General features: G+C 70.3%; 17 protein-coding genes. 6 read left to right on the forward strand and 11 right to left on the reverse strand.

Translation table 11 applies throughout. The features are described 5' to 3' along the window. Positions 1-4: 4 nt before the first annotated feature. On the forward strand, positions 5-1,174 hold the full coding sequence (locus ABEB09_RS12055) for a C40 family peptidase (protein ID WP_345689898.1): 1,170 nt from the start codon (positions 5-7) through the stop codon (positions 1,172-1,174). A gap of 30 nt (positions 1,175-1,204) precedes the next feature. Here ABEB09_RS12055 and ABEB09_RS12060 read toward each other — a convergent pair whose 3' ends face one another. Beyond that, on the reverse strand, positions 1,205-1,558 hold the full coding sequence (locus ABEB09_RS12060; RefSeq protein ID WP_345689899.1) for a hypothetical protein: 354 nt from the start codon (positions 1,556-1,558) through the stop codon (positions 1,205-1,207). Between the two features lie 272 nt (positions 1,559-1,830). On the opposite strand from ABEB09_RS12060, the gene ABEB09_RS12065 reads away from it, so the two are divergent. After that, positions 1,831-2,910: a C40 family peptidase gene (locus tag ABEB09_RS12065; protein WP_345689900.1), complete on the forward strand. Its 1,080-nt coding sequence runs from the start codon at positions 1,831-1,833 to the stop codon at positions 2,908-2,910. Positions 2,911-2,936: 26 nt separating this feature from the next. Here ABEB09_RS12065 and ABEB09_RS12070 read toward each other — a convergent pair whose 3' ends face one another. The 3 genes from ABEB09_RS12070 to ABEB09_RS12080 form a co-directional block, all read right to left on the reverse strand. After that, complete coding sequence (locus ABEB09_RS12070) at positions 2,937-4,199, reverse strand: alpha/beta hydrolase (RefSeq protein ID WP_345689901.1); 1,263 nt, start codon at positions 4,197-4,199, stop codon at positions 2,937-2,939. A gap of 173 nt (positions 4,200-4,372) precedes the next feature. Then, on the reverse strand, positions 4,373-5,068 hold the full coding sequence (locus ABEB09_RS12075; protein ID WP_345689902.1) for a LuxR C-terminal-related transcriptional regulator: 696 nt from the start codon (positions 5,066-5,068) through the stop codon (positions 4,373-4,375). Further along, positions 5,065-6,342: a PspC domain-containing protein gene (locus ABEB09_RS12080; protein WP_345689903.1), complete on the reverse strand. Its 1,278-nt coding sequence runs from the start codon at positions 6,340-6,342 to the stop codon at positions 5,065-5,067. The genes ABEB09_RS12075 and ABEB09_RS12080 overlap by 4 nt, the downstream gene beginning before the upstream one ends. Before the next feature lie 139 nt (positions 6,343-6,481). On the opposite strand from ABEB09_RS12080, the gene ABEB09_RS12085 reads away from it, so the two are divergent. Both ABEB09_RS12085 and ABEB09_RS12090 read left to right on the forward strand, forming a co-directional pair. Continuing rightward, complete coding sequence (locus ABEB09_RS12085) at positions 6,482-7,792, forward strand: PspC domain-containing protein (protein WP_345689904.1); 1,311 nt, start codon at positions 6,482-6,484, stop codon at positions 7,790-7,792. Beyond that, positions 7,779-8,042, forward strand: coding sequence for a hypothetical protein (locus tag ABEB09_RS12090; protein ID WP_345689905.1), 264 nt, complete (start codon positions 7,779-7,781; stop codon positions 8,040-8,042). The genes ABEB09_RS12085 and ABEB09_RS12090 overlap by 14 nt, the downstream gene beginning before the upstream one ends. Here the strand turns inward: ABEB09_RS12090 and ABEB09_RS12095 are convergent. The 3 genes from ABEB09_RS12095 to guaA form a co-directional block, all read right to left on the reverse strand. Beyond that, on the reverse strand, positions 7,949-8,455 hold the full coding sequence (locus tag ABEB09_RS12095) for a DoxX family membrane protein (RefSeq protein WP_345689906.1): 507 nt from the start codon (positions 8,453-8,455) through the stop codon (positions 7,949-7,951). The genes ABEB09_RS12090 and ABEB09_RS12095 overlap by 94 nt on opposite strands. A gap of 137 nt (positions 8,456-8,592) precedes the next feature. Next, complete coding sequence (locus ABEB09_RS12100) at positions 8,593-9,357, reverse strand: class II aldolase/adducin family protein (RefSeq protein WP_345689907.1); 765 nt, start codon at positions 9,355-9,357, stop codon at positions 8,593-8,595. Positions 9,358-9,464: 107 nt separating this feature from the next. Beyond that, positions 9,465-11,063, reverse strand: coding sequence for a glutamine-hydrolyzing GMP synthase (guaA, locus tag ABEB09_RS12105; RefSeq protein WP_345689908.1), 1,599 nt, complete (start codon positions 11,061-11,063; stop codon positions 9,465-9,467). 329 nt (positions 11,064-11,392) lie between these two features. Here guaA and ABEB09_RS12110 point away from each other — a divergent pair, with 329 nt between their 5' ends. After that, positions 11,393-11,686 (forward strand): chorismate mutase, encoded by a 294-nt coding sequence (locus ABEB09_RS12110; RefSeq protein ID WP_345689909.1) that lies wholly within the window; start codon positions 11,393-11,395, stop codon positions 11,684-11,686. A 426-nt stretch (positions 11,687-12,112) separates the two neighbouring features. Here ABEB09_RS12110 and ABEB09_RS12115 read toward each other — a convergent pair whose 3' ends face one another. From ABEB09_RS12115 to ABEB09_RS12125, 3 genes are all read right to left on the reverse strand, one after another. Then, positions 12,113-12,412, reverse strand: a complete 300-nt coding sequence (locus ABEB09_RS12115) for a hypothetical protein (RefSeq protein ID WP_345689910.1) — start codon at positions 12,410-12,412, stop codon at positions 12,113-12,115. A gap of 128 nt (positions 12,413-12,540) precedes the next feature. Beyond that, complete coding sequence (locus tag ABEB09_RS12120; RefSeq protein ID WP_345689911.1) at positions 12,541-18,936, reverse strand: RHS repeat-associated core domain-containing protein; 6,396 nt, start codon at positions 18,934-18,936, stop codon at positions 12,541-12,543. Between the two features lie 113 nt (positions 18,937-19,049). Then, positions 19,050-22,745 carry a laminin G domain-containing protein gene (locus ABEB09_RS12125; RefSeq protein ID WP_345689912.1) on the reverse strand — a complete coding sequence of 1,232 codons (3,696 nt, stop codon included), beginning with the start codon at positions 22,743-22,745 and terminating at the stop codon, positions 19,050-19,052. 279 nt (positions 22,746-23,024) lie between these two features. On the opposite strand from ABEB09_RS12125, the gene ABEB09_RS12130 reads away from it, so the two are divergent. Beyond that, entirely contained in the window at positions 23,025-24,011 is a 987-nt protein-coding gene (locus tag ABEB09_RS12130; protein ID WP_345689913.1) for an LPXTG cell wall anchor domain-containing protein, read from the forward strand. Between the two features lie 62 nt (positions 24,012-24,073). On the opposite strand, the gene ABEB09_RS12135 is transcribed toward ABEB09_RS12130, so the two are convergent. Then, positions 24,074-25,867, reverse strand: a complete 1,794-nt coding sequence (locus tag ABEB09_RS12135; RefSeq protein ID WP_345689914.1) for an FAD-dependent oxidoreductase — start codon at positions 25,865-25,867, stop codon at positions 24,074-24,076. Positions 25,868-25,881: the final 14 nt, after the last annotated feature.

The following is a 25,881-nucleotide window of genomic DNA, read 5'->3' on the forward strand; positions in this document are numbered from 1 at the left end:
ACCCTTGGCGTCGCATCGCAAACCGCGCAGCCGTCCCAGCGGCACGTTCCGGTCCCACTCCCCCGCCGTCGGTTTCACGACGGCCGCCCTCGCCTCCGTCACCCTGCTGTCCACGCAGAACGCCGGGGCCACACCGTCCGAGCCACGGCCCGGCGGCGGCGCGGCCCAGCCGACGGTCGAGGAGGTGCAGAAGAAGGTCGACGACCTGTACCGGCAGGCCGGCACGGCGACGCAGCAGTACAACAAGGCCAAGGAGGCCACCGACCGCCAGCGGCGCAAGGTCGACGGCATGCTGGACGAGGCCGCGAAGCGCACGCAGGCCCTCAACGAGTCGCGCCGCGCCCTGGGCGCGTACGCGGCGGCCCAGTACCGCTCCAGGGCGCTCGGCCCCACGGCGGCGCTGCTCTTCTCGGACAGTCCGCAGACGTACGCCGACCAGCAGCACCTGCTGGCCCGGCTGTCCGGCCGGCAGCAGCAGGAGATCACGGACTACCAGGAGCAGCAGGCGGCCGCCGCCGAGCAGCGGGCCGAGGCGACGAGGAGCCTGGAGTCACTGAGCACGTCGCAGGCCGAGCTGCGGACCGCCAAGCAGACCGTCCAGCGGAAGCTGGGCGAGGCGCGGCGGCTGCTGGCCCGGCTGACGGCCGAGGAGCGGGCCCGGCTGGCGGAGCTGGAGCGGCAGCGGGAGGCGGAGGCCCGGCGGCTGGCCGCCGAGAAGGCGGAGGCCGAGGCCCGCCGGCTGCGGGAGCGGCAGCAACAGGAGCAGGAACAGCGCGAGCAGCAGGAGCAGCCCTCGGGCGGCACGGGCGCGCAGACCGACTACGCGGCCAAGGCGGAGAAGGTCCTCGCCTTCGCCCGCGCGCAGATCGGGAAGCCGTACGTATGGGGCGCGACCGGCCCCAGCTCGTACGACTGCTCGGGGCTGACGCAGGCGGCCTGGAAGGCGGCCGGGGTCGACCTCCCCCGTACCACCTGGGAGCAGGTGGAGGTGGGCCGGCGGATCGCGACGGAGGATCTGCTCCCGGGGGACCTGGTGTTCTTCTACGACGACATCAGCCACGTCGGGATCTACATCGGCGACGGGAAGATGATCCACGCGCCGAAGCCCGGGACGACGGTCCGCGAGGAGTCGATCTACTACATGCCGATCTACGGCAGCGTGCGCCCCGCCTGACCGGCGCGGGCGCACGTCGGTCCGGGCGGCTCAGGTCCAGAGGGTGGCGATGAAGATGTTCGCGACCGTCAGGCCGCCCACCGCGCCGAAGACCGCCTTGTCGATCTTCTCGTCGTCCCGCTTCACATAGACCAGGCCGAGGATCACGACCAGCACCGCCAGTTTGATGCCGATCTTCAGGTTGTTGACGGCCGCGCCCTCGGCCTGGTTGAGGCCCACCAGGATCACGCCCGTGACCAGCATGGTCAGCGCGCCGTGCAGCATCGCCGGGACCATGCGGGCCGTGCCCGCGCCCATCGCCTTCATCTGGGTCAGGAAACCGCCCAGGAGCGAGGCGATACCGATGATGTGCAGCGCGACGAAGACATTGATGAGTACGTCCATGGGGCGGAGCCTAATGCGGGCCATACCACCCGCCCTCACCCAGGTGGCCCTCTTTCGTCACCTCGGTCACAGCTGATCCGGAGTTCAGGATTCCGACGGGATGGGTGCATCCCGAACCCGCACCGGAACCTTCACCTGCGGCCAATAACGGTCACCGCCCCGCCCTCCGGGAAGGCCCGGGCCTAGCGTCCTCCCCCAGCGGGCCCGGCCCGGCCCCGAGCGGCCGCCCCGGGCTCCCCCCGCCCCCGTAGCGAAGGGAAGTGACCGCCCCCGTGGCAGCGCACCGGAAGCCCAAGCAGCGCACGCCCCGCGGTCAGGCCGGCCGCACGGCCGCCGCCCTCGCGCTCGCCGGAGCGGCGACCGCCACCGCCTTCGACGGGGCCGCGCACGCGGAGCCGCAGCTCACGTCCGCGCAGGTCAAGGCCAAGGTCGACCGGCTGTACCACGAGGCCGAGGAGGCGACGGAGAAGTACAACGGGGCGAAGGAGAAGGCCGACGGCGCGCAGGACGCCCTCGACGCGCTGCGCGACGAGGCCGCCCGCCGGATGGAGCGGCTCAACGCGAGCCGCAACGCGATGGGCGCGACGGCGGCCGCCCAGTACCGGTCGGGCGGTCTCGACCCCACGCTCCAGCTGGCGTTCTCCTCCGACCCGGAGGCGTATCTGCGCGGTGCGGAGCTCGCCGACCGCATCGGCGCCCGGCAGGCCGACGCCGTCGCCTCGATCCGCGGCCAGCTGGTGGAGATCGACCGGCTCCGTACGGAGGCGGACGGGCACGTACGGGAACTCACGGCCCAGCAGGCCGAGTTGAAGCGGCAGAAGGCCGCCGTCCAGGAGCGGCTGTCCGCCGCGCGCAAGCTGCTCGCCCGGCTCACCGCGGCCGAGCGCGCCGCCTACCGTGACGCGCCGCACGGGCACGGCGGGGCGGGCGACGGCACGCGGGCCGACCGCGCCTCCCGCGCCGACCGCACGGCCGGCGTGCCCTCCGCGATCGCGGCGCCGAACCCGCGCGCCGCCCGAGCGGTCGCGTACGCGTACGGGGCGCTCGGCAAGCCGTACCAGTGGGGGGCGACCGGCCCGTCGGCGTACGACTGCTCGGGGCTGACCCAGGCGGCGTGGCGCGCGGCGGGGGTGTCGCTGCCCCGCACCACGTACACGCAGATCGACGCCGGGCAGCGGGTGGCCCGCTCCCAGCTCGCCCCGGGCGACCTGGTGTTCTTCTACTCGGGCCTCAGCCACGTCGGCCTCTACATCGGCGACGGCAAGATGATCCACGCGCCGCGTACGGGCTCCACGATCCGGATCGCCCCGATCGACGAGATGCCCTGGGCGGGCGCCACCCGCGTCGCCTGAGAGGCCGTCGGAGAACGAGCCGGCCGTCAGAAGGACCAGCCGTCGCCGTCCTCCCGCCGGGACGTGTCCGTGGTGGAGCCGTACTGCCCCTGCGGGGCGGGCGCCGCGTCGCCGGTGCCGCCGACGCGGGCGGTGTCCGGGCTGCCCGCACCGGAGGGGCGGCCGCCGAGCAGCTCGGCGCCGGCGCCCTCCAGCTGGGCGGTGAGCCAGGTGAAGACCGCCGGGACGTCCTTGCTCCACGTCGTCGTCCGGTGGCCGCCGATCACCCGGCGCACATCGATCCGCGTCGGCGGCTTGGCCACCGCGCGCAGGTCGACGCCCTGCTGGTAGCCGTCGCCGCCGTCGCCGGTGAACAGCATGGTGACGCGCGGCGGGGTCTTCGCCTCCTTGAGGATGGTCATCGGGTTGTTCGCGTGCCGCAGCTGCGGGTCCTTGCCGGTGATCGAGGAGCGCTCGGCGGCCGGGTCGTTGTAGCCGGACATGCTGATCGCGTACCGGTAGCGGTCGGGGTGGGCCAGCGTGAGCTTGGCGGCACAGTGGCCGCCCGCGGAGAAACCGGCCGCCGCCCAGCCGTCGGGCGTCTCCACGGCCCGGAAGTTGTCCGTGATCATCTTCCGTACGTCGACGCTGAGCCAGGTCGCCGTGTTGATCCGGCCCGTCACGTTGGAGCAGCCCGGGTCCTGGTCGCCGAGCAGCTTGGTGCGCGGCGAGACCAGGATGAACGGCGCGACCTTGCCCTCCCGCATCAGCGGCTCCAGCTGCTCGCTGACGTGCATGCCCGCGAACCACGACTTCGGCGTGCCGGGGAAGCCGGAGAACAACTCGACGACCGGGAACTTCTTGTCGCGGTACGCGGGGTCGTCGTACTGCGGCGGCAGCCAGACGTACACGTCGGCCTTCACGCCCGACACCCGCCCGACGAGCTGGGTCGACACGACGCGGCTGCCCACGGCCGGGTCGTCGACCGGCTTGAACGTCTGCTTGACCTTCGGCAGGTCGGCGATGCGGCGGCCGCCGAGCCCGTCGGGGCCGAGGTCGAGCGCCGAGTCGACGTGGTCCTCCCGGCCGAGCAGGTCGTCCCAGCCGCTGTAGAGGCTGTTCGCGTTGTTCACCGCCACGAACACGACCAGCATCGCGGTGATCTGCGCGAAGCCCACCATGCCCAGCCGGATGGCGCCCCGGACGATGGCGGGGCCCCGCAGCCGGCTCCACAGCAGGAAGGGCAGCACGACAGCGATCACCGCGAGGACGATCGCCGTCACGAAGAAGGGAGTACCCGTCAGGCTCATCACGGAAGGTAGGAGGGCCGGAAGGGCATCCAGGTTGCCGTTCCTATGTACCAATTACCGCACAAATAGCCGTACGCCAGCCCTCAACCACCCGGAACCGGCCCGTCGGCGCACGTCAGACCCGCCCGAGCCGCAGACGGGACCGCAGGCGGGAACGCCCCGCGCGGCGCACGTCACACCAGCCGGCGCGCCGTCGCCCAGCGGGTCAGCTCGTGCCGGTTGGAGAGCTGGAGCTTGCGCAGCACCGCCGAGACGTGCGACTCGACGGTCTTCACGGAGATGAACAGCTGCTTCGCGATCTCCTTGTACGCGTATCCGCGCGCGATCAGCCGCAGCACCTCCCGCTCCCGCTGCGTGAGCCGGTCCAGGTCCTCGTCGACCGGCGGGGCGTCCGTCGACGCGAACGCGTCCAGCACGAACCCGGCCAGGCGCGGCGAGAACACGGCGTCGCCCTCCTGCACCCGGAAGACCGAGTCGACCAGGTCCGTCCCGGTGATCGTCTTCGTGACGTAGCCGCGCGCCCCGCCGCGGATGACGCCGATCACGTCCTCGGCCGCGTCCGACACGGACAGCGCCAGGAAGCGCACCGGCTTCTCCGGGTCCGCCATCAGCGCCGTGCAGCGCCGCAGCACCTCGACCCCGCCGCCGCCCGGGAGGTGGACGTCCAGGAGGACCACCTCCGGGCGGGTCGCGGTGATGACCGTCACCGCCTGGTCCACGTCGGCGGCCTCGCCGACCACCTCCACGCCGGTCTCCTCGGTACGGCCGATCTCGGCCTGCACCCCCGTGCGGAACATCCGGTGGTCGTCGACCAGCACCACCCGTACCCGGCGCTCCGCCGGCCGCTCGGTCGTCCCCTCGGTGGTCATCCGTCCGCCTCCGCCCTCTCCATCTCCAGCTCCACTTCGGTGCCGTCGCCCGGCGCCGACCGCACCCGCGCCGTGCCACCGTTGCGCTGCATCCGGCCGATGATCGATTCTCTTACGCCCATCCGGTCGGCGGGCACGGCGTCGAGGTCGAAGCCGGGCCCCCGGTCCCGTACGGAGACGAAGACCGTACGGCCCTCGACCTCGGCGTACACCTGCACCGCCCCGCCCCCGCCACCGTACTTGGCGGCGTTGACCATCGCCTCGCGCGCGGCCTGCATCTGTGCGCCGAGCCGCTCGTCGAGCGGGCAGTCGCCGACGACCACGACCTCCAGGGGCACGCCGTGCTTGTCCTCGACCTCGGCGGCGGCCCTGCGGACGGCGTCCGCGACGGTCTGCGGCTCCTCCGCCTCGTCCTTGCCGGTACCCTCCGGCCGGTAGAGCCAGTTGCGCAGCTCGCGCTCCTGGGCGCGGGCGAGCCGGCGCACCTCGGCGGCGTCGTCGGCGTTGCGTTGTATCAGCGTCAGGGTGTGCAGCACCGAGTCGTGGACGTGGGCGGCGACCTCGGCCCGCTCCTGGGCGCGGATGCGCATGGTGCGCTCCTCGGACAGGTCCTGGGACATCCGGACGAGCCAGGGGCCGGCGAGCAGCGCCATGCCGGCGAGGACCGCGATGGCGGCGGTCAGCGCCGTGCCGAGCTGGGCGGCCGAGCCGCGGACCACCATGAACACGGTCAGGCCCATGCCGACGAGGGCGACCCCGGCGAGGCCGCGGGCCAGCTGGAACAGGCGCTTGCGGCGGCCGGGCTCGGTCCAGCTCGCCCGCCGCGCGTTGTCGACCTGCCGCCACACCAGGACGACGCCGACCCCGACGAGCAGGGTGGGCCACACGTACCGGTTGGCGCGGCCGCCGAGGTCGACGGTGCCGACGAACACGACGGCGCCGATCATCAGCGCGATCAGCGCGACGACCTGGCCCCGGTCGGGCTTGCGCAGCCGGCGCCGCCCGTCGGGCGTGGTCTCCAGGAGGGGGCGCGGCGCCCGCCCGCCGACGCCGAGGGGCACGGTGAGCCAGAACGCCGCGTAGAGGAGCGTGCCGAGGGGCCCGTCGGCCAGGAACAGGCCGAGGAACGCCAGCCGCACCCAGATGACCGGCAGCCCGAGGTGGCCGGCGAGACCGCGCGCGACACCGCCGAGCATCCGCCCGTCGGCGCTGCGGTACAGCTTGCGCACGGGCGGCTCGTCGGTCGTCTCGGGCATGCGGGCGGCGACTGGCATGCACCGATGGTCACACGCCGCAGCGGCCGGAACATCAGGGGCGGCCCTGAACCCGTCCCTGAGAAGTCGGGAAAATATCAGGGCGCGGCCAGGGTCGGCCCCGGTGCCGCCGGCGGGCGGAGGCCGTCACCATGGTCGTATGACGAGCACGACGCCCGCCCCGCCGGAGGCACCCGCCGCCCCGCCGCACCCGCCGCTGCGGCGTACGACGCGGCAGAAGGTCGTGGCCGGGGTGTGCGGGGGCCTCGGCCGGCACTTCGACCTCGACCCGGTGGTGTTCCGGGTCGTGCTCGGCGTGCTCGCCGTGGCCGGCGGCATAGGGCTGATCTTCTACGGCTTCGCCTGGCTGCTGATCGCCGCCGACGGCGAGGAGGAGAACGAGGCGCGGCGGCTGCTGTCCGGGCGGGTCGAGGGCGCCTCGCTGACCGCGGTGCTGATGGCGCTCGTGGGCTGCGGGCTGTTCCTGTCGATGCTCGGCGCCAACGGGCAGACCATATCGTTCGCGATCCTGCTGGCCTGCGGCCTGAGCGGAGCGGCCCTGTGGTCGCAGCGGCGCCGCCTCGCCGGGGACCGGGAGCCCGACGCGGCCGCCGCCGCGCACACCGTGCCGGAGGCGCCGCCGGAGACCCAGGCACCGCCGCCGCCCGGCGGGATGATGTCCTGGTGGCGCGACCCCATCGTCAAGGACGGCTCCACGGGCCCGGTGCCCGTCGGCTACCTGTGGGGACCGCCCGACAGTGACGCCGACCAGCCGGCGCCCGCGCCTCCGCACCGCCCCTGGGGTGCGGGCGCGCCGCCGCGCCCTGCCCAGCCGGCCGGGCCGCGCTCGATCGGGGGGCTCGTCCTGGTGCTGGCGCTGCTCGCGGGCGTCATCGGCACGGCGGCCGCGTGGGACGGGCAGCCGCTCGCGGTCTGTCTGCAGATCGGGCTCGCGAGCGCCCTGACCGTGTTCGGGCTCGGGCTGGCCGTCAGCTCCTTCCTGGGCCGTACGGGCTTCGGCACGGTGTTCATGACGGTCGTCACCGCGCTGCTGCTGGCGGGCGCGTCGGCGCTGCCCCATGAGATCGGCACGCAGTTCACGCGCGCCGAATGGCGGCCCGCCACGGTCGCCGAGGTCCAGCCCCGGTACGAGTTGGGCAGCGGCTCCGCGACCCTCGACCTGTCGGCGCTGGACATCCCGGCCGAGGGCACCGCGCGCACCGCGGCGGAGCTGGGCGCGGGCCACCTGGAGGTCGTGGTGCCCCCGGACGTGACGGTGAACGTGCACGCGGAGGCGGGCCTCGGCGAGGTGCTGCTGCCGGGCGCCGCCGCGCAGGAGCGGCACGAGGGGCCGGCGCAGGACGTGACGGTCAGCATCCCGCCGCCCGCCGGTGTCATCCGCGGGGGCACCCTGGACCTGCACCTGGAGGTCGCGATCGGACTGGTGGAGGTCACCCGTGCTGCGTCATGAGTTCCGGCCCGGCCGGCTGGTCGCGGGCGCCACGGCGCTCGGCGTCGCGACGCTGTACGCGGGCGACGCGACCGGCGACTGGCAGGCCCCCTGGTACGTGGTGTTCCCGGTGCTGTTCGGCGGCCTGTGGCTGGCGGCGACCGCCGCGTGGATCGGCTACCGCGTGCGGCGGCGGCGCGCCGCCCGGACCGCGTCCAGCGAGAACATGGGCGCCCCGGCGAGCACGAGCGGCAGCCACGCCATCAGATAGGCCAGGTCGTTGCCGTAGTAGTACGGGTCGCTCTGCCAGCTGACGGTCAGCCACAGGCTCAGCGAGATGAGCGCCCCGCCCGCGGCGGCGAGCCGCGCCAGCAGCCCGGCCAGCGTGCCGATCCCGACGGCCAGCTCGCCGAACCCGATGGCGTACCCGAAGCCCTCGGGGCTGCGCAGCGCCAGGTCGACCAGCCACGGCACGGCCGACCCGTCCCGTACGGACCGCATCAGCTCGCCGACGGAGCCGGATCCCGAGGCGGACATGAACCGGTCGTCGGTCAGCTTGTCGAGCCCCGCGTACACGAAGGTGACGCCGAGGAAGATCCGCAGTGGCAGCAGCGCGTAGCGGGACGCGACCGCCCGCCATCCGCGCTCGGCTCCCGGCTGTCCGTTGCCGTACGTGTGCGCCATGACTCTCACCCTCGCTTTTCGGCCCATTGTCCCCGGCGGCCCCGGAAGAGGCCGTGCACGGCGGCCCGTGCGCGTATGGGCGTACGAGCCCGCTCGCCCGGCCCGTACCAGAGGTACGTACGACAACCCGTGTCCGCTCAACCGGTCCGGCACCGCAGCGGCTGGTAGTTCAGCCAGGCGGCCAGGTCGCCGCCCAGCCGCTCCCGGGTCGCCAGGGCGTCGCGGCGGCCGATCAGGACCGGCTTGCCCGCCGCGCGTGCGGCCAGCTGCACCTGGCTGCACCGCTCCAGCTGGATGAACCACCAGGCGGCCGCGTCCACCGATGACCCCACGGTCAGCAGGCCGTGGTTCCGCAGCACCAGCGCCTTGCGCCCGCCGAGGGCGGCGGCGATGCGCCGGGCCTCGTCCGGGTCGACCGCGACGCCCGTGTACCGGTCGTACAGGGCGTGGTCCTCGTAGAAGGCGCAGGCCTCCTGGCTGAGCGGATCGAGGGTCTCGCCGAGCGCGGCCAGCGCCCGGCCGTACGGCGTGTGGCCGTGGGCGACGGCGACGACCTCGGGGCGGGCCCGGTGCACGGCGGCATGGACCACGTACGCGGCCTGGTTGACGTGCCCGGAGCCGCGCACCACCCGGCCGTCCGCGTCGACCAGGACCAGGTCGTCCTCGCCGAGCGAGGAGAACGGGGCGCCGAACGGGTTGGCCCAGCAGTGGTCGGGCAGCTCGGGGTCGCGGGCGGTGAGGAGCCCGGAGACCCCGTCCTCGTAGCCGAGGCACGCGAAGATCCGCAGCGCTTCCGCGAGGCGCTGACGGCGGTGGGCGCGTTCCTCTTCGGGGGAGGTGTGGGCGGGCGGCAGGGCGATGGCCGGCGGGTCGTCGTCGCGGTCGCTGGAGGCGTCCCTCATGGCGCGGAAGGTAGCGCCGGTGGCCGCAAGTGGCCAGAAGAACGACGGAGCCGCCGCCCACGGGGGGTGGGCGGCGGCTCGGCGTCACGCGGGGAGGGACACGAGGGTCACTCCCACTCGATGGTGCCCGGCGGCTTGCTCGTCACGTCGAGGACGACGCGGTTGACGTCCTTGACCTCGTTGGTGATGCGCGTCGAGATCCGCGCGAGCACGTCGTACGGCATCCGCGTCCAGTCGGCGGTCATGGCGTCCTCGGACGAGACGGGCCGCAGCACGATCGGGTGCCCGTAGGTCCGCCCGTCGCCCTGCACGCCCACGGACCGCACATCGGCGAGCAGCACGACCGGGCACTGCCAGATCTCGCGGTCGAGACCGGCGGCGGTCAGCTCCTCGCGGGCGATGGCGTCGGCCTCGCGGAGCAGGTCCAGACGCTCCTTGGTGACCTCGCCGACGATACGGATACCGAGCCCGGGCCCCGGGAAGGGCTGCCGCTGCACGATCTCCTCGGGCAGGCCCAGCTCCTGCCCCACCATGCGCACCTCGTCCTTGAACAGCTTGCGCAGCGGCTCGACGAGCTGGAACTCGAGGTCCTCGGGGAGGCCGCCCACGTTGTGGTGGGACTTGATGTTGGCGGTGCCCGTACCGCCGCCGGACTCGACGACGTCGGGGTACAGGGTCCCCTGCACGAGGAACTCGACGGGCTGGTCGCCCGACGCCTCGGCGATGATCTCGGCCTGCGCCTGCTCGAAGACGCGGATGAACTCCCGGCCGATGATCTTGCGCTTCTCCTCGGGGTCGGTGACCCCGGCGAGGGCGCCGAGGAACCGCTCCTGCGCGTCGACGACCTTCAGCTGGACGCCGGTCGCGGCGACGAAGTCCTTCTCGACCTGCTCGGTCTCGTCCTTGCGCATGAGCCCGTGGTCGACGTAGACGCAGGTGAGCTGGTCGCCGATGGCCCGCTGGACGAGCGCGGCGGCGACGGCGGAGTCGACACCGCCGGAGAGCCCGCAGATGGCGCGCTTGGTGCCGACCTGCTCGCGGATGAGGGCGACCTGCTCGTCGATGACGTTCCCGGTGGTCCAGGACGGCTCGATACCGGCGCCCCGGTAGAGGAAGTGCTCGAGGATCTGCTGGCCGTGCGTGGAGTGCATCACCTCGGGGTGGTACTGCACGCCGTACAGCTTCTTCTCGTCGTTCTCGAACGCGGCGACCGGCACGACGTCGGTGGACGCGGTGACGGTGAAGCCCTCGGGCGCGGCGGAGCAGGCGTCACCGTGGGACATCCACACGGACTGCTCGACGGGCGTGCCCTCGAAGAGCGTGGAGCCGCCCTTGGACACGTGCAGCGGCGTACGCCCGTACTCGCGGGCACCGGTGTTGTCGACGGTGCCGCCGAGGGTCGTGGCCATCAGCTGGAAGCCGTAGCACATGCCGAAGACGGGGACACCGGCCTCGAAGATCGCGCGGTCGAGGCGGGGGGCGCCCTCCTCGTACACGGAGGACGGGCCGCCGGAGAGGATGATCGCCTTGGGGTTCCTGGCCAGCATCTCGGCCACCGGCATGGTGGACGGGACGATCTCGCTGTAGACCCGGGCCTCACGGACGCGGCGGGCGATGAGCTGGGCGTACTGCGCGCCGAAGTCGACAACGAGGACTACGTCCGGGCTGCTGTCGGGCGAGGCGGCGGCGGGGGTCGCTGGTGACACTTCGGCGGCCTTCCGGCGGTGGGAGGGGGTCTGTATTTGTCGATTCTACCGGCGCGGCCGACAGTCCTTTCGTCTCACCATCCGAACCAGGGGCGGGGCCGACTGGCATCCCCGTCCCGCCGGGGCCCATACTGCTGCCCATGCACAAGCACACGACCTTCGTCTTTACCTATGGCACCGGCCGGTCCGGCTGCCATGGTCGTGCTGCTTGAGCAACTGACAAGCGACTTCCCAGGCGCCCCGGGCCGACAAGGCCCGGGGCGCCTGTCGTCTTCCGCCCGGGCCGTGCCGCCCCGGGGCTCCGATCACGAACGAGGAGCCCCACCGACATGACCGCCACCAAGACCCCCACCGAGCAGACCGGCGCCCGCACCGAGGACGCGGCCGAGCTGATCACCGGCGCCCGCGAACGCATCGACGCGCTCGACGACCGGATCATCGGCCTGATCCAGGAGCGCGTGGCCGTCTCGGCCGTCATCCAGGAGGCCCGTATCGCCTCGGGCGGCCGGCGCGTGAACCTGGCCCGCGAGATGGAGGTGCTGGCCCACTACAGGGACGCGCTGGGCAAGCCGGGCACGTCCTTCGCGATGACGATGCTGGAGCTGTGCCGGGGCCGCATCTGAGTTCGGGGCCCGCTCTCACCCGTACGGCGCGTGACCTGCCCCACACCGCCTCGTTGGTCCCGGTGTCCGTGCCAGCCAGGGGCGGGCCAAGAAACCACGCGTGGCTCCGCTGGAGCGTGTGGCGCACCGCAAGTGCGCCGTGGGACCTCGCTCCAGCGTGCGTGACCGGACGGCAGGGGACAGCAGCCCGGTCACCCGAAGAGCGGTCGGCCCCGGGGACGCCCGGGGCCGACCGCAGCGGACCGGTCCTTTCCCTCGCTTCCCCTCGACCCCCACCCATCCCGAGCGGCGCCCCCTCCCCCGGCGCCGCCCCTCAGCACCGGCATCGCCCTGACGTCGCTGCTGCAACACCAAGGGCCCCGCACCATCGTCTGCCGGCTGCGGGGCCCTTGGTGTCGCTTCGCTTGGATCAGCATTCCACCGAGGTCACACCGGGATGAAGGCGGGCCACCATTCGGGAATATTGCCGCGACACACCGGGGCCGGGTAGGAGTCGAGCACGCCGAGCCAGGCGATGAAGAACCACATCAGGCCCAGGTTCACGAGGACACCGAGGAGGACGGCCACCCAACGGCGCACCCTGCCGACGGCCCCGTAGACGGCGACCCATGAGAAAACCGTCGCACCCCAGACGAAGGGAGCAATCAGAACAAGAGCCCCTGAGTTCGCCGACGCGTTCACGCCCACGTCACATGAAGCCCACATGTTGCCGATGACGAAAACCACCAGGAGACTCGTCGGCACACCTAGCAGCGCACCGACGCGACGCCCTGTACGCCGGAATCCCGAGCCCTCTCCCTGCCCTGACTCCACGGAAATCAGTTCCTCCCTCAGTCGCCTGATCACGCCCAACCCTAGAGGCCACCAATCACCTGATCCGACCCCTGGATACGCAGGCGCTCGACCGTTGACAATACCGCTTCATGGAACTGTTCCCGAGTCAAGTCGTAGCCATAGTTCTCCCAGAGGTCGATGCCCGCCTGCATGGTGATTTCATCCCCCGGGTCGTTCCTCCCCACGAGGATGGAATCACCAAGAGAGGCCCCCTCGATCAGGGTCTCGGGATCGATCCCGGCAGCCCGCCCGACGTACCCGTAGTGAATATTCGACCAAATGTCATAGTACACGCGTAGGTTTCGCCCTGGAATCTTTGTGAAGTACCCGACCTCGGCAAGCTTGAACTTCACCTCGAGCTTTGGCTTGTGATCCCATACACAGACCCTGGGGCAGACTTTCCCAAACCACATCCCCAATGCCGCCTTATAATCTCTTCCCGTGTCCCGGAAATCGAGGACGTCGCTCAGGCTCCAAGGGCGAAGCAACCATTTGATCTGGTTCACTTCGTCCGACCGGCTGTTTGCAAAGAGTTCCGAGAGCATGTACTGCTCGATCTCATAGAAGAGCTCTTCATCTTTTTGCGGTTTGGCAGAGGCGGCAGACGGCTCCCTGTTCCCGGCGCCGCCGCCGCTTGCATATCCAGGCGCAACGCCTCCGCCGGTCGGCTTGCCGTTCTTTGAAAGGCTGCCACCCGAGTCCGTGACCACGCCATTTCCGCAGCCCTCATCGAAACCCTTTCCGCATGCCAGGCGGAGGCCAGATGGGTCGGCGAAAGCACCCGGGTTTTGAGCACCGTAGCTGTAGCCATTCAAGGTCTGGGGCCTGTCGATCTCCATAATGGGATCGACGCTGACGAACTGGCCGATCGCCGGGTCGTACTGGCGGGCTCCGACGTGGGTGAGGCCCGTTGCCTCGTCTGCTGTCTTGCCCAGAAACGCCTTGTCGTCGGGCCAGCCGGAGGCCTGGGACCCTCGCGGGGACCCGAAGGGCGTCATGTGGCGCTTCACGAAGGGCTGCGACGCGTCCGCGCCGATCGCCAGGGTCGAGGTCCCGTGGTGGTCGCCCGCGAGGTAGTGGAGCTTGTCGCTGCCCGTTTGGTTCGTGCGGACCGCGATCCTCGTTTCGCCGGCGGTGTACGTGCGCTGGGCCCACGTGGTGCCGTTGGCTCTCAGGTGCAGTTCCGTCGTGCCCACGTACAGGATTCGCTCGGCGCCCGAGGTGTTGCGGATCAGCAGTTCGCCGTCGGCGTCGTAGAGGTAGTCCGTTGCCTTGGTCCCCTCCGTCAGGCGGGACAGCTTGCCTTCGGGGCTCCAGTCCAGGGACTGGTCGGTCTGCGGGCCGGGGCGGGTCTTCGTGTTTCCGCTCGGGTCGTAGGTGTACGAACGGCCCGGGGTCGTGCAGTCGCCGCTCGTACTCGTGCCCGTCAGGGCGTGGGGCTGGGCGCCCTTGTAGCAGTACGTCGTCGTCGTGTCGCCGGACGACTTGTGCTGGGTTTCCGTCACCCGCTGGCCGGCCGCGTTGTAGGTGTAGCTCGTCCAGTACGGGGCCGGGCCCGACAGGCTGCTCGCGTTGCGGGCGTCCGCGCAGTTCTGGGACGTGGGCGTCCAGGCATCCGTGAGGCGACGGTGCCCGTCGTACGCGAAGCACTGGGTTTCGGCAGTGGTGGTGCCGCCGAGCGTTGTCGGGTCGGCGATCGACTTGACGTTGCCTGCCTGGTCGTAGCTGTAGGTGAGGTCCTGCAGCATGTACGGGTGCGTCTGGTCCGTGACGTGGCTTCGGAGCAGGCGGCCCGTGCCCGCCTCGTAGGTGTTGGAGACGTATGCCTTCTTGAACGCCTCCGTGTTGCCCGTGCCGAGGACCAGCTGCTGGACCTGGCCGATGGCCGAGTAGTCGACGTCCAGGAGGTAGCCCGTCGTGCCGGTGATGGACTTCACCAGTCCTACGGCGTTGTAGCCGTAGGAGATGGTCTCCTTCGGCAGGCCACCGAGGGCCGGTGCCGTGCTGGTCTCCGAAGTGCCGTCGATGCGGTACGTACTTCCGAGTTCGATCGTGGAGGGCGCGCCCGCCGCGACCAGAGGGTCGCTCGTCGGCAGCCTCAGCTGCGTGGACGTCGGGCGGTTCAGGGTGTCGTAGGCGCCAATCGCCTTGGTGTACGCCTGCCCCGTCCTACCGCCGACGTAACGCGTGCTGGAGTCGACGTAGCCCTTGAGGAGCGTGTCGTAGGTGATCGACGTCAGCTGATGGGCATCCGTCTTCTCACCGGACCACGTTCCGACTCTGCGCCCCAGTTCGTCGTACTCCGTCAGGACGGCCGAGCCGCGGGCGTCCGTCGCCTTGATCACGCGGTCGGCCGCGTCGTACTCGTTCCGCGACGTGCCCTTGTCCGGGTCCGTGTCGACCACCAGGCGGCCGAACAGGTCGTACGAGCGCGCCCACTTCGCCCCGTCGGCACCGGTGACTGTCAGCTCCTTGTCGTCCAGCGCGTGGGTGAACTGGACACTGGTGTAGGGGGTTCCGGCCATCGCACCGTACGCCGTGTCGGCGGGGTCCTGGCCCGCGTACGTGCGCGTCTCCGCCGTGCGGCCGCGGGCATCGCTGATGCTCCGGGTCGCGTTGCCGCCCTGTACCGCGGTCGTGGCGGTCGAGTCACCCGTGTACGTCGTGGTCGTGGACCACCTCTCCGCGCCGAACACGATGAAAGTGTTGCGTGTCGCGCGGCCTGCGCCGTCGTAGACCGTCTGCGTCTGCTTCGGCGCCTCACCGTACTCAGCGCGGGTGTACGTGCCGTTCGGTGCACTGGTGTTGTCGAAGATGTCCGCGAACGTCTCGTAGGCCAGGCCCCGGGAGTCGTAGCGGGTGTCGGTGAGGACCCGGCCGTCGTGCGGGCTCGGGACCTGGTCCTGGAGCTTGCGCAGGAGGGCGTCGTAGAGGGCGTAGGAGGTGTTGTACGTCTCCCCGTCCGCCTTCAAGGTGGCCGTTGAGACCCACGACGGGCGGGTTGCGCTCACGCTGTAACGGAACTTCTGGTTCGGTCCCTGACCCGCGCCCTTCTCGCGGTTCGGCAGCCACACGTCCGTCAGGCGGCCCAGGGAGTCGTAGGACAGTTCCGTCTTCTTGAGATTGGCGTCGTACGTACGCTCCGGCTGTCCTCGACGTGGATCGATGAAGCTCGCCGTCCGATGGCCCTTCGGGTTGGTGACGATCGTCTTCGTCAGCGGTCCCGCCGTGGCCGGGGTGTAGGCGGTCGTCGTGGCTTTGCCCACCGCGTCGGTCACGGTGAGCGGGCGGCCGAGAACGTCGTACGTCGCGCTGCCGAGCATCTGCCAGGTCACCGCGCCCGTGGAGGTGTACGCCTGGGCGCGGCCCGTCCAGGTGGCCAGGCCCTTCGTGGGCGTCATCGCCGGGGACCACGTGGCGCCGTCATAAGCCGTGGCCGTGTCGGACAGGACGTCGCCGCGGCGGGTCGAGTCCGTCGGCAGGTCGAGGGACGTGTCCGCGACGGCGCACGCCTTGCCCACGGTCCTGGTGCGCGAGACCAGGGCGTTGAGGCCGAGGGGCGTGTTGCGGGCGTACCACGTGCGGGTGCACGTCTCGTCGCCGCTCTTCGCGTCCTCGCCGCGGTCCTCCACCTGGTACGGCATGCCGTGGCTATCGTGGTCCGTGACGGCCGTGCGGGCGCGCCACGTCTGCGGGACGGTCAAGTAGGTGTACTCGGTGGACTTCTGAACGCGTACGAAGCGGGCCACCCGGGCGTCCGCATCGGGAACGCTCTGGTGGGCCGTCTGCTGGGACCACGGCTCGTTGACCTGTGCGCTGATCGCCGTCGCCCCGTCGTACGTCACCCGCTGGCGCAGCTGACCGGCGTACTGGTCGCTGTCCTTGATCGGTGCGATGCCCAGGGTTGGGGATGTCAGCGGCGCGATGCTGACGGAGCGCGTCGTGCCGTTCTTGAGCTTGTCGCCGTCCATGCCCTGCATGTAGACGGACACCGTCTTCGAGCGGGTGGTGGTCTTGGCGCCCGTGTAGACCGTGACCTGGCGGTAGCCACGCCAGTCGGACCACGTGCGCTCCGCCTTCGGGGTCATCGGGTCGTCGCTGTAGTGCCAGGCGGCGCCGCTGTACGCGTACTCGTGCTCGACCACGTCGTTCTTGCCGGCCGGGTCAGAGGTCGTCACCGCGACGACTCGGTACTTCTGGAACCAGTCCACGGAGGCGTCCTGGGCGCCATTGATGTTCCAGTACTGCGGGAAGCAGTTGCGGGTGTTCGTGTCCTCGGCCGCGCCGACGACCCCGCTCCGTACGCATTCGGGGGCCGACATCGTGACCGTGGTGATCGCGCCGGTCTCCGAGGTGATCGTGGAGACGCGGGGGCGGGTCAGGGGCAGGATGTCATCCGTCCCGTCCACTCGGTTCGGTCGCATCTGGTACGTGAAGGAGATCGGGGGCATCGTGATGGCCGTGCCCGCCTTCGCCGTCCGCTGGAGGGACGTGAGCGTCAGGACGTGGTCGGACGTGTCACCGATGTCGCCGCCGTCCAGATACTGCTGGGTGAACGCCCACGAGTCGACCGGCTGGTACGTGCTGGAGGCCGCCGACCAGGAGAAGGTGTGGACGCCGGTCAGGCGCTTGCGGGAGAAGAACGTCGGGCCCGCGCTGCGGCACTCCGTCGCGCCGCTCGCACAGATCGCGTCGAACGGGACGTCCGGCCAATTGTCGGCGGTGTCCTTGGTGAGCGAGGAGCAGTCCGCGACAGTGCAGCGTTCCGCGTGGCTGAAGGTGACCTTCGCGTCGGCGTCGTCCGTGAACAGGGCGCCCTTGCGCAGGCCGTACTTGATCTCTGTCAGGTAGCCGCCGCGGGTGTACGAGGCGTTGGCCGTTGTTGCCTTGTTCTTCTTGTAGTGGTTCGTTTCCTTCGTGTACCAGTACGTGGCGCTGTTGCCACTGGTGTCCTCGACGTAGTCGAGGTTCCACCGCCAGGCCTGGGTCAGGGCACGGTCCGCGAAGGCCGAGCCGGCCGTGTAGCCGGGGTCGCCGGAGTCATCGCCGAAGACCGGGACGGTCCAGGCGGAGTTCGTGCGCTGGGTAGTGGCGCCGTCCAGCTTGTCGAGGCCGAAGACGTACCGCGTGCCGTCGCCGGTGATGACGGTCCAGTACTCACCGTCGTTGTCACCGTTCTCGGCGCCCGTGGAGTGGATGACCTTGGAGTCGTCGTCGCCCTGGAGGCGCCAGACGCCGCTGGTGTCGTCCTTGACCAGACGGGTCGATTTGCCGTTCAGGACGAGCGAGGCGTTGTCGTACTTCCAGCAGCGGTCGTAGACGTCCGCGTGGCCGTCATCGTCACAGCTGCCGTAGGAGCGTTCGATGTAGGACTCCGTGATGGAGAAGCCCTCGCCGACCGCGCTGCCTTGGTTGTTCGTGGTCGCGGTGCGGCCGTCGATGGAGGCCGAGTCGTAGGACAGGCTCAGACTCGGTGCGGGGCCGGCGGCTGCGGGCGGCGTCGTGAAGTCGTACGACCAGGTGAAAGCGCCGGAGCCGGCGCCTGCCTGCCAGGACGACGACTCGGAGAGGGGCGTGGCGGTGTAGTCGCCGGCGCCGTTCGCGGCCTCGCCCGAGCCGGGGTCGCCGGTCGCGGTGACCGCGAGGACTGTGGAGCTGGAGGAGGAGGCTGCGGTGGCGGCCGTGGCCAGCTGGGGAGTGAGGCCGGTGGCCGCCTCGGGGAGGGCCACCGTGGCGGAGACGCGCTGCTCGTCCGTGTCGTTCCGCGAGCGGAGCGGGGTGCGGGTGCGGCACTCGCTCTTCTGGGGAGTGGTCAGTGCACAGGCGGGGAGCTGCACGAGCTGGAGTCGGCCTGCCCAGCCACCGCCGAGCGCGGAGGCGAAGGTGCGGTAGTCGACGGTGAGCTGTGCCTGTCCAGGGCTCTGCGCCGCCGCGGTGAGTACGACGCCGGTGATGCCGAGACGTCCGGCGGCCTTCTGGTCCAGGACGGTAACCGTAGCGGCGCTACTCGCGGCGCGCTGGCCGCCCGTCGGAGCCAGGGTGACGGGCAGGCCGCCAGGTGCCGCCTTCGAAGCACCGCCGGGGCGCAGTGCGATCTTGGCGCTGCCCGGCTTGGGCCAGGTGGCGGCTGTGTTCTCGTGGCGGGCGCGTTCTGCCTGCGCCTTGTTGGCCTCGCTTTCCTTCGTGACGCGGTCACGGGCTTCCTTGGCGCCCGGTCCGCGGACTTCCTTGACCTTGCTGACCCGCGGCTTGGGCACATCCGGGCGGCCGAGGCCGCCCGTAGCCGCCTCAGCGGCGACTGGGGGGAGTCCGACGGGCACGGCGAGCGCGAGGGCCAGCGACACGAGCAGCGGTCTGGAACCGCGCGCCCGTGGCGCTCCTCGCCCTCTTCTTGTAGTGCCTATGCCAAAAGACATGGTTCATCCGTTCTACGGAGAAAGAGAAACGGTGCGAAGAGGCAGGAAGGATGAGCGGGCGGTTCCCGGCGCCGTGCGTGTCTCAGGCGCCGGGAACCGCCCGCTGTGATGCGTCAGTCGCCCACGTGCGTTTCGACCTGCTGCGGGCTCGCCATGGCCCCGCTCCACACGCGTACGTCGGCGATCCGGGCGGGCAGATGGTGCTTCCAGCCGCCCGAGGTGTAACCCTTGCCGACGGCGAACTCACCCACTCCGAGCTGAGCCGTGTACGCCTTGGGCTCACCGTTCGGGTTGTGGCCGAGGTAGAGGCTGATGGTGCCGGACTGGGCGTCGTGGATGCCCGTCAGCCGGACGACGCTGTCCAGCGCGGCTGTCTCGTCGGAGAGGACGGAGGAGAAGGTGCCGTCGGCATTGAGCCGGCCGAAGTGCCAGAAACCGACCGGGACGGTCTTCTCCTCGAACGTCTCCTCGTCCACGACCGTCCTCGTGCCGGTGACCTGGTACCAGAAGCCCCAGGCCGAGCCGTCCGCCGTGCGCTGCCCCAGGACCTGGCCGGTGTAGCCGACGCCCTTGCTCAGCAGCTTGGCGGCGTCCAGTTGGACGGCCGTGGTGACGGTGAACGATCCGGTGTCGTCCACGAGCGGGCCGGTGACTGTCGCGGCGTCGTCCACGCCGTCGAGGACGATGGCCTCGTTCTCGACGGTCGGGCCGCCAGTGAGGGTCAGGCTCTTGCCGTAGCCGGAGGTGGTGTCGGCGACTGCCGTGCCGGAGACGCCGGAGGCGTCCCACTGGGCGATCAGCTCGGTGCCGGCGTAGGCGGAGGAGGTGAGGAGGCGGGCTTCATCGGCGATCTCCTCAGCGGTCAGCACGCGCTTCCAGGCGACCACCTCGTCGATAGAACCCTTGAAGTGGTCGACGTACGTGTCGGCGAACATGACGCGCCCGATTTCCAGGGGACCATTGGCAGCCCAGGACGGACCCACGTCGGCCGAAGCCTGGAGTTTGCCGTTGACGTAGAGGTGGATCTTCTTGGCCGACACGTCGTGCACACCGGCCACATGAGTCCAGACACCCTTGGGCGAAGGATTCGGCGCCATGGCCTCCCGTGACCAGGCGCCCTCGGTGGAGAGGACGCGAAGGCTCCACTTGCCGCTATAGGAAAGGATGAACGGGCTGTACTTCTGCGTCCACGGGCTTGCCGTGGTGGGCGTCTGACTCAGCACGGACACCGTCTTCGCTGTCGACGGATCCACGCGCACCCACGCGGAGACCGTGTACGAAGCGCGGGTGTCCAGGACCGGTTCGGACGTGGAGGCATAGCCGCCAGCGTCGTTCATGGTCAGGCCCTTGTCGGTAACCGGCTCGATCGGCTGTCCCTCGGCGTCATGAGTGATCAAGCCACGGCGACCACGGTCGTCGCGCTCCGCACCACCGGCCAGCGTCGCGTCCTGCCGCGTCGTACCAGAGGAATCGACTGCGACACCACTGGCCTCGTCGAAGTGCCATCGCCCAACGGCTTCCTCGCCGGTGGCTACCTTGAAGTCGAACACTTTGACTTCGCCCCAGCGTCCAGCGCTGTCCTGTGCGCGAGCATAGAGTCTGATGACTCCCGACTGTGGTGGTGTCACTGAGATTCTGACCAACGCTCCGCCGTTAATCAGCCACGTTGCACCGGTCCACTTGGTGTCAGTCGACAGACGATAGGAGTAAGCCGCGTTAGTGCCGTCCTCCGGGGCGGCTGCGATCTCGAAGGAGCCCACGACGCCCGGACCGCCGCCAGCCAGGCACGAGTCGGTGGTGCACTCGGTGTACGGCGTGAGGGGAGTGACCCTCGGCGCCCGAGGCGCTGTGGGGTCGACCTTGAAGTAGCAGGGAGCGCTGTATCCGGAGTCCTGCCGGTTGCTGCCATCCTCGTAGTAAGACATTGTCAGCGCCTTCAGCCGGTACTGCACACCTTCCTGGAGCGAGGGAAGACTCCTTGACTGCTTGACCAGGTTGCCCACATAGCCGGAGGTGGGGCTGTCCAGGTCCGAGTGAGCCAGAACCCAGGAAGTGCCGTTCCACTTCTCCGTCCGCCATCGAATGCGCAGATTTGCGCCCACCGAACCACCGACTGCTGTTCGCGGCTTGCCCTGCACCAGCGGCGTCGGGTCCGACACGGTCGTCGGGTCCGAAGGGTCGGTGGAGCACACATAGCCGGAGCCGCTGACCACACCGACCTCTGTGGGCGTGGCCGCCAGTGCCACGTACTGGACTGCCAGAACCGCGTCGTTCCGGAACCGCTTCCACGCCGACGTGTCCGTCTCATCGTGGGCTCGGAGCTGCAGCGTCAGTCGGGAGAACTTGCCCGCCGCGAAATCACGCACCGTAGGCGTGAGGTTTTCATTGGTCTCCGCCGGGTTGTCATGGAACTCGATGGGTGCGGGCGGCGAGTTCGGGTCGCAGAGCGAGCCGCGTCCGGCCGAGACACTGCGGTCCACCATCAGATCGAGTTCGGACGGCCGTGTCGACCAGGTGGTGGACGAGGAGATGTTGTTCGTCCGGACCAGGTCCACCTCGCGCGGGTCACACTGGAACGCCCACGGTTCGGTCACCCGGAACGTCGCATCCAGGATCTTCTTGCCCTTCAGACTGGCTGGCGAGAACTCGAAGTACAGCCGCTGGACGTACCCCGGACCGCAGTAGTAGCCGTTCCAGCTGCCGCACTTGCCAACGCCCTTGCCCATGTCGTCGTCGCCGTTGGTCCAGCCGTACGACTCGTAGCCGTCCGACCGCAGCAGCGTCCGCTCTGACGCTCCCCACGTGACCGTGGGGTCGATGAACATGGGGAACGCAGACTCCGGCGTCCTGGCCAGCATGGCCGCGTCCGGGACCACCGACAGGGAACCCTTGCCGATCTGCACACCCATACGAGTCACTCGGTCACCCTGCCCGGGCGCCAAGCCGGAGCCGGACGCGGCGACCTCGGACATGTCGCCGAGAACCCGCGCCGCTCCGACGTCGCGCGACCTCGGCGCCTGAGCCGACGGTGTCGGCCGTTTGGCACTCTTGCCGGCCGAGTCCCACATTTGCGCCGGCGGAGCGCGGAACACTGTCTGTCCGCTCGCGTCGACGGCGGCGAGATTTCCAGCCGCACCCTTGCGGACGGAGAGGCCCTTCGCCTTGAGACCGAAGGTCAGCTGCTTGAGCCGCTTGTCCGAAGCCCCTTTCTGGGATTTCACGATCAGTACGTGCTGGAAGCTCTCGACCGTGGCCGTTACCTTCAGGTCGATGTCCGGCAGCACCTCACGGTAGAGGGCGCTGGTCCCGTCAAGCTCCGGCTTCGGCAGCTTCCCCGGCCACTCCAGCGCCAGGGAGCGACCGCCCTCGGCGATCGATGCGAGCGGGCTCTTGTCGCCGCCACCGGAGAACGCCATCTCCGCCGCGGTCGCCTCCGGGGCGACCGAACCGTCTGCCCTCCATTTCAAGGTCGCGTCGGGCTTCCGCCAGCCGCCACCAGGCTTCGCCACCCGCACAGGAACGGCGGACTCCTCCAGCGTGAAAGAGAAACCGTCCGGATTCGCGTAGACCGTCGTGCGCTCCGAGCGCCCAGCGACGACCTCGACGCGCTTGCCGGAGGTCTTCGCCTCCGCAAGCGCCTTCCGGCCTTCCGTCGATGGCTCGGGCCTTGCAGTCGGCGCCTCAACCCTCTGTTGTGCTACCGCAGGCAACGCCGAACCAGGCATTACCAGCACGAACGTGCTTGCCGCGAGCACGGCCTTCCAGGCCCGGCGTCTTCGAGCGCGTCCGAGCACCCACCCCGTCTGCATGTCCCCACCCCACAAAGCATTGATCAAAAGTGCGCCCGATTGAATCGGAAGCGATCACTATGCGTCAACGGATAATCACGTCACGCTCAACCCGGATCCAGGCGGCGCGACGGAAGTGACGTAGAACACATAAAGAAGATGTGAGTTGCCGTGCAACCAATCCCAACGGTCACAGGTCATCTATGCGAAACCAACGGCCACGCCCGTGACACGCACGGGACGGAGGCCCCACAGACTCCGTGCCGCACCCAGTGGTACGCCAGACCATGAGGTCTTGACTTGAAGCTTCGCCGCGCCATGGCCGTCGCCGCCGCGACCGCCGTCATCACGCCTGCCGCTTTCCTGATGGCCCCGGCCGCGTTCGCGACGGAAGGCTCGCCGTCTCCCTCCGCGTCCGAGTCCACGACTGAGACGAGCCCGTCCCCGTCGCAGAGCGAGACCACCGCGCCGTCTCCCTCGACGTCCGAGAGCCAGACGACCGCGCCGTCCCCGTCGCAGAGCGAGACCACCGCGCCCTCGCCGTCGACGAGCGTGACGACCTCGCCGTCGAACACCGTCGTCCCGTCGCCGTCCGCCTCCGAGCCCGCCGAGGTCTGCGAGGACTTCAAGGACAACGAGGGCGTCTACACCGAGCTGCGTGGCCTGCCGTCCAAGGTCGTCGCCGGCTCCGGCTGGAAGAACTTCACCTTCCGCGTCACGAACAAGACGAACAAGACGTTCGACTCCGTCGAGGCCTACATCATGGCCGAGGCCGTGGACGGCAAGGACTTCGAGGACATCTCGCAGTTCATCACCCTGCAGGTGCAGCTGGAGGAGGACGGCCCCTGGCAGTCCATCGACGACGTCGAGGGCTACTTCGGCACGACCGGGTCGCTGCAGCCGAAGAAGTTCGCCGAGGCCCAGATGCGTCTGAAGGTCGACGCCAAGGCTCCCGCCGGTTACGGTGCCGCCTTCACGCTCGGTGTGCACATCTCCAAGGACAGCGTCTGCGAGTACGGCGAGATGAACACCTACGAGTTCGAGATCCTCGCCGCCGGCAGCAAGCCCGGTGACGTCGACGACTCCAAGGGCAAGCCGGGCAAGCCCAGTGGCAACAAGCCGGCTCCGACCGGTCAGCTGTCGCAGCTGCCCGTCACCGGCAGCCTCGCCAACACCGGTTCCAACTCGATGCTGCCGACCATCGGTATCGCCGGTGGCATCGCCATCGTCGCCGGTGCCGGTGTCGTCTTCGCGCTGAAGCGCCGCAGCAACGGTGCCGCCGCGTAACGGAGGCTCCTGAAGCAAGAGAGGCGCTGCGCTCGGAGGGGGGTGCAGCGCCTCTCTCGTGTTCACCGCTTCTTCTTGCGGGGGATCTTCGGCATTCCCAGGAACGGGAGCCGCAGGGCCGCGAACGCCTCCGCCGGGACCGTCGGGGTCGTCGGTTCCACCGGGGTCAGGCGGCGGTACGGTTCGCCCTGTCTCGGGCGTTGGTCCCGGTCGCCCTTGTTGGGCCAGAAGGACATGGCGCGTTCCGCCTGGGCCGTGATGGTGAGGGACGGGTTCACGCCCAGGTTCGCGGAGACCGCGGCGCCGTCCACGACCGAGATGCCCGGGTGGCCGTACAGGCGGTGGTACGGGTCGATGACCCCGTGCTCGGCGGTGGCGCCGATGACGCAGCCGCCCAGGAAGTGAGCCGTCAGCGGGGTGCCCATCAGCTCGCCGACGTTGGAGCCGGCGAAGCCGTTGATCTCCTCGGCGAGGAGCGTCGCCGCCCGTGTCGCCTCCGGGATCTGCTTCGGGTTCGGGGTGCCGTGGCCCTGCTCGGCCGTGAGCAGGCCCTTCCCGATGCCGCCGCGCTTGCGGTACGTCGTCAGGGAGTTGTCCAGCGACTGCATGACGAGCCCTATGATCGTCCGCTCCGACCAGCGGCGGTTCGAGAGGGAGCGGAGGGCCAGCACGGGGTGCCGGGCCACCGCCCCCAGCCAGGCGCGTACGCGCTTCTCCGCGTACGGGACCTGGAGGATCGACAGCGAGCCCATGGCGTTGGAGCCCTTGCCGTAGCGGACCGGCTCGATGTGGGTGTTCTCGTCCGGGTGGATCGACGACGTGATCGCCACGCCCCGCGTGAAGTCGGCCTTCGGCGCGCCGTGCCGTGCGCGGTAGCGGCGGTCCGTGGTCTGCGAGCCGACCAGCGCCTCGGAGTTGGTGCGGGTCAGTTGGCCCAGGCGCGGGGAGATGCGGGGCAGCAGGCCCTGGTCCTTCATCCGGTGCAGGAGGGTCTGCGTGCCGTACGTGCCGGCCGCGACGATCACGTAGCGGGCCCGGAACGTCCGGGGTGTTCCCTTGCGGCGGCGGTTCGTGGGGACCGTCACCACGCGGTGGCCCTCCTCCGCGTCCTCCGTCACCTCAGTGACCGTCGTCATCGGGTGGATGACCGCGCCCGCCTTCTCGGCCAGGTACAGGTAGTTCTCCGTGAGCGTGTTCTTCGCGCCGTGCCGGCAGCCCGTCATGCACTCGCCGCACTCGGTGCAGGCCCGGCGGGACGGTCCGGCGCCACCGAAGTACGGGTCCGGGACGCGGTCGCCGGGAGTGGCCTTCGCCGTGCCGTCCGCGTCCTTGCCGTCACCGAAGAAGACGCCGACGGGCGCGAGGTGGAAGGTGTCGCCGACGCCCATGGCCCGCGCGGTCGCCTCGAGGTGGACGTCCGACGGGGTCATCGTCGGGTTGAGGCGCACGCCCAGCATGCGCTTGGCCTGGTCGTAGTACGGGGCGAGTTCGGCCTGCCAGTCGGTGATGTGCGCCCACTGCCGGTCCTGGAAGAACGCGGCGGGCGGTACGTAGAGGGTGTTGGCGTAGTTGAGGGAGCCGCCGCCGACGCCCGCGCCGGCCAGGACCATCACGTTGCCGAGCAGGTGGACGCGCTGGAGCCCGTACAGGCCGAGGGCGGGCGCCCACAGGTAGTTGCGCAGGTCCCAGGAGTTCCTGGGCAGCGTGTCCGGGGTGAAGCGGCGGCCCGCCTCCAGGACGCCGACCCGGTAGCCCTTCTCGGTGAGGCGGAGCGCCGAGACGGAGCCGCCGAAGCCTGAGCCGATCACGATGACGTCGTAGTCGTACTGTTTCTGGGCAGGGGGGACCGCGGACATGGCTCTCCTCGTAC

This window comes from Streptomyces coeruleoprunus (genome assembly GCF_039542925.1).
Taxonomy (GTDB): Bacteria; Actinomycetota; Actinomycetes; order Streptomycetales; family Streptomycetaceae; genus Streptomyces; species Streptomyces coeruleoprunus.

Excerpts from the sequence above, each read along its gene's own strand:
- ABEB09_RS12070 (WP_345689901.1), bottom strand. The coding sequence starts at position 4,199 with ATGAGCCTGACGGGTACTCCCTTCTTCGTGACGGCGATCGTCCTCGCG.
- ABEB09_RS12060 (WP_345689899.1), bottom strand. The coding sequence starts at position 1,558 with ATGGACGTACTCATCAATGTCTTCGTCGCGCTGCACATCATCGGTATC.
- ABEB09_RS12095 (WP_345689906.1), bottom strand. The coding sequence starts at position 8,455 with ATGGCGCACACGTACGGCAACGGACAGCCGGGAGCCGAGCGCGGATGG.
- ABEB09_RS12125 (WP_345689912.1), bottom strand. The coding sequence starts at position 22,745 with ATGCAGACGGGGTGGGTGCTCGGACGCGCTCGAAGACGCCGGGCCTGG.
- ABEB09_RS12085 (WP_345689904.1), top strand. The coding sequence starts at position 6,482 with ATGACGAGCACGACGCCCGCCCCGCCGGAGGCACCCGCCGCCCCGCCG.
- ABEB09_RS12110 (WP_345689909.1), top strand. The coding sequence starts at position 11,393 with ATGACCGCCACCAAGACCCCCACCGAGCAGACCGGCGCCCGCACCGAG.
- ABEB09_RS12075 (WP_345689902.1), bottom strand. The coding sequence starts at position 5,068 with ATGACCACCGAGGGGACGACCGAGCGGCCGGCGGAGCGCCGGGTACGG.
- ABEB09_RS12100 (WP_345689907.1), bottom strand. The coding sequence starts at position 9,357 with ATGAGGGACGCCTCCAGCGACCGCGACGACGACCCGCCGGCCATCGCC.
- ABEB09_RS12080 (WP_345689903.1), bottom strand. The coding sequence starts at position 6,342 with ATGCCAGTCGCCGCCCGCATGCCCGAGACGACCGACGAGCCGCCCGTG.
- ABEB09_RS12135 (WP_345689914.1), bottom strand. The coding sequence starts at position 25,867 with ATGTCCGCGGTCCCCCCTGCCCAGAAACAGTACGACTACGACGTCATC.
- ABEB09_RS12120 (WP_345689911.1), bottom strand. The coding sequence starts at position 18,936 with ATGTCTTTTGGCATAGGCACTACAAGAAGAGGGCGAGGAGCGCCACGG.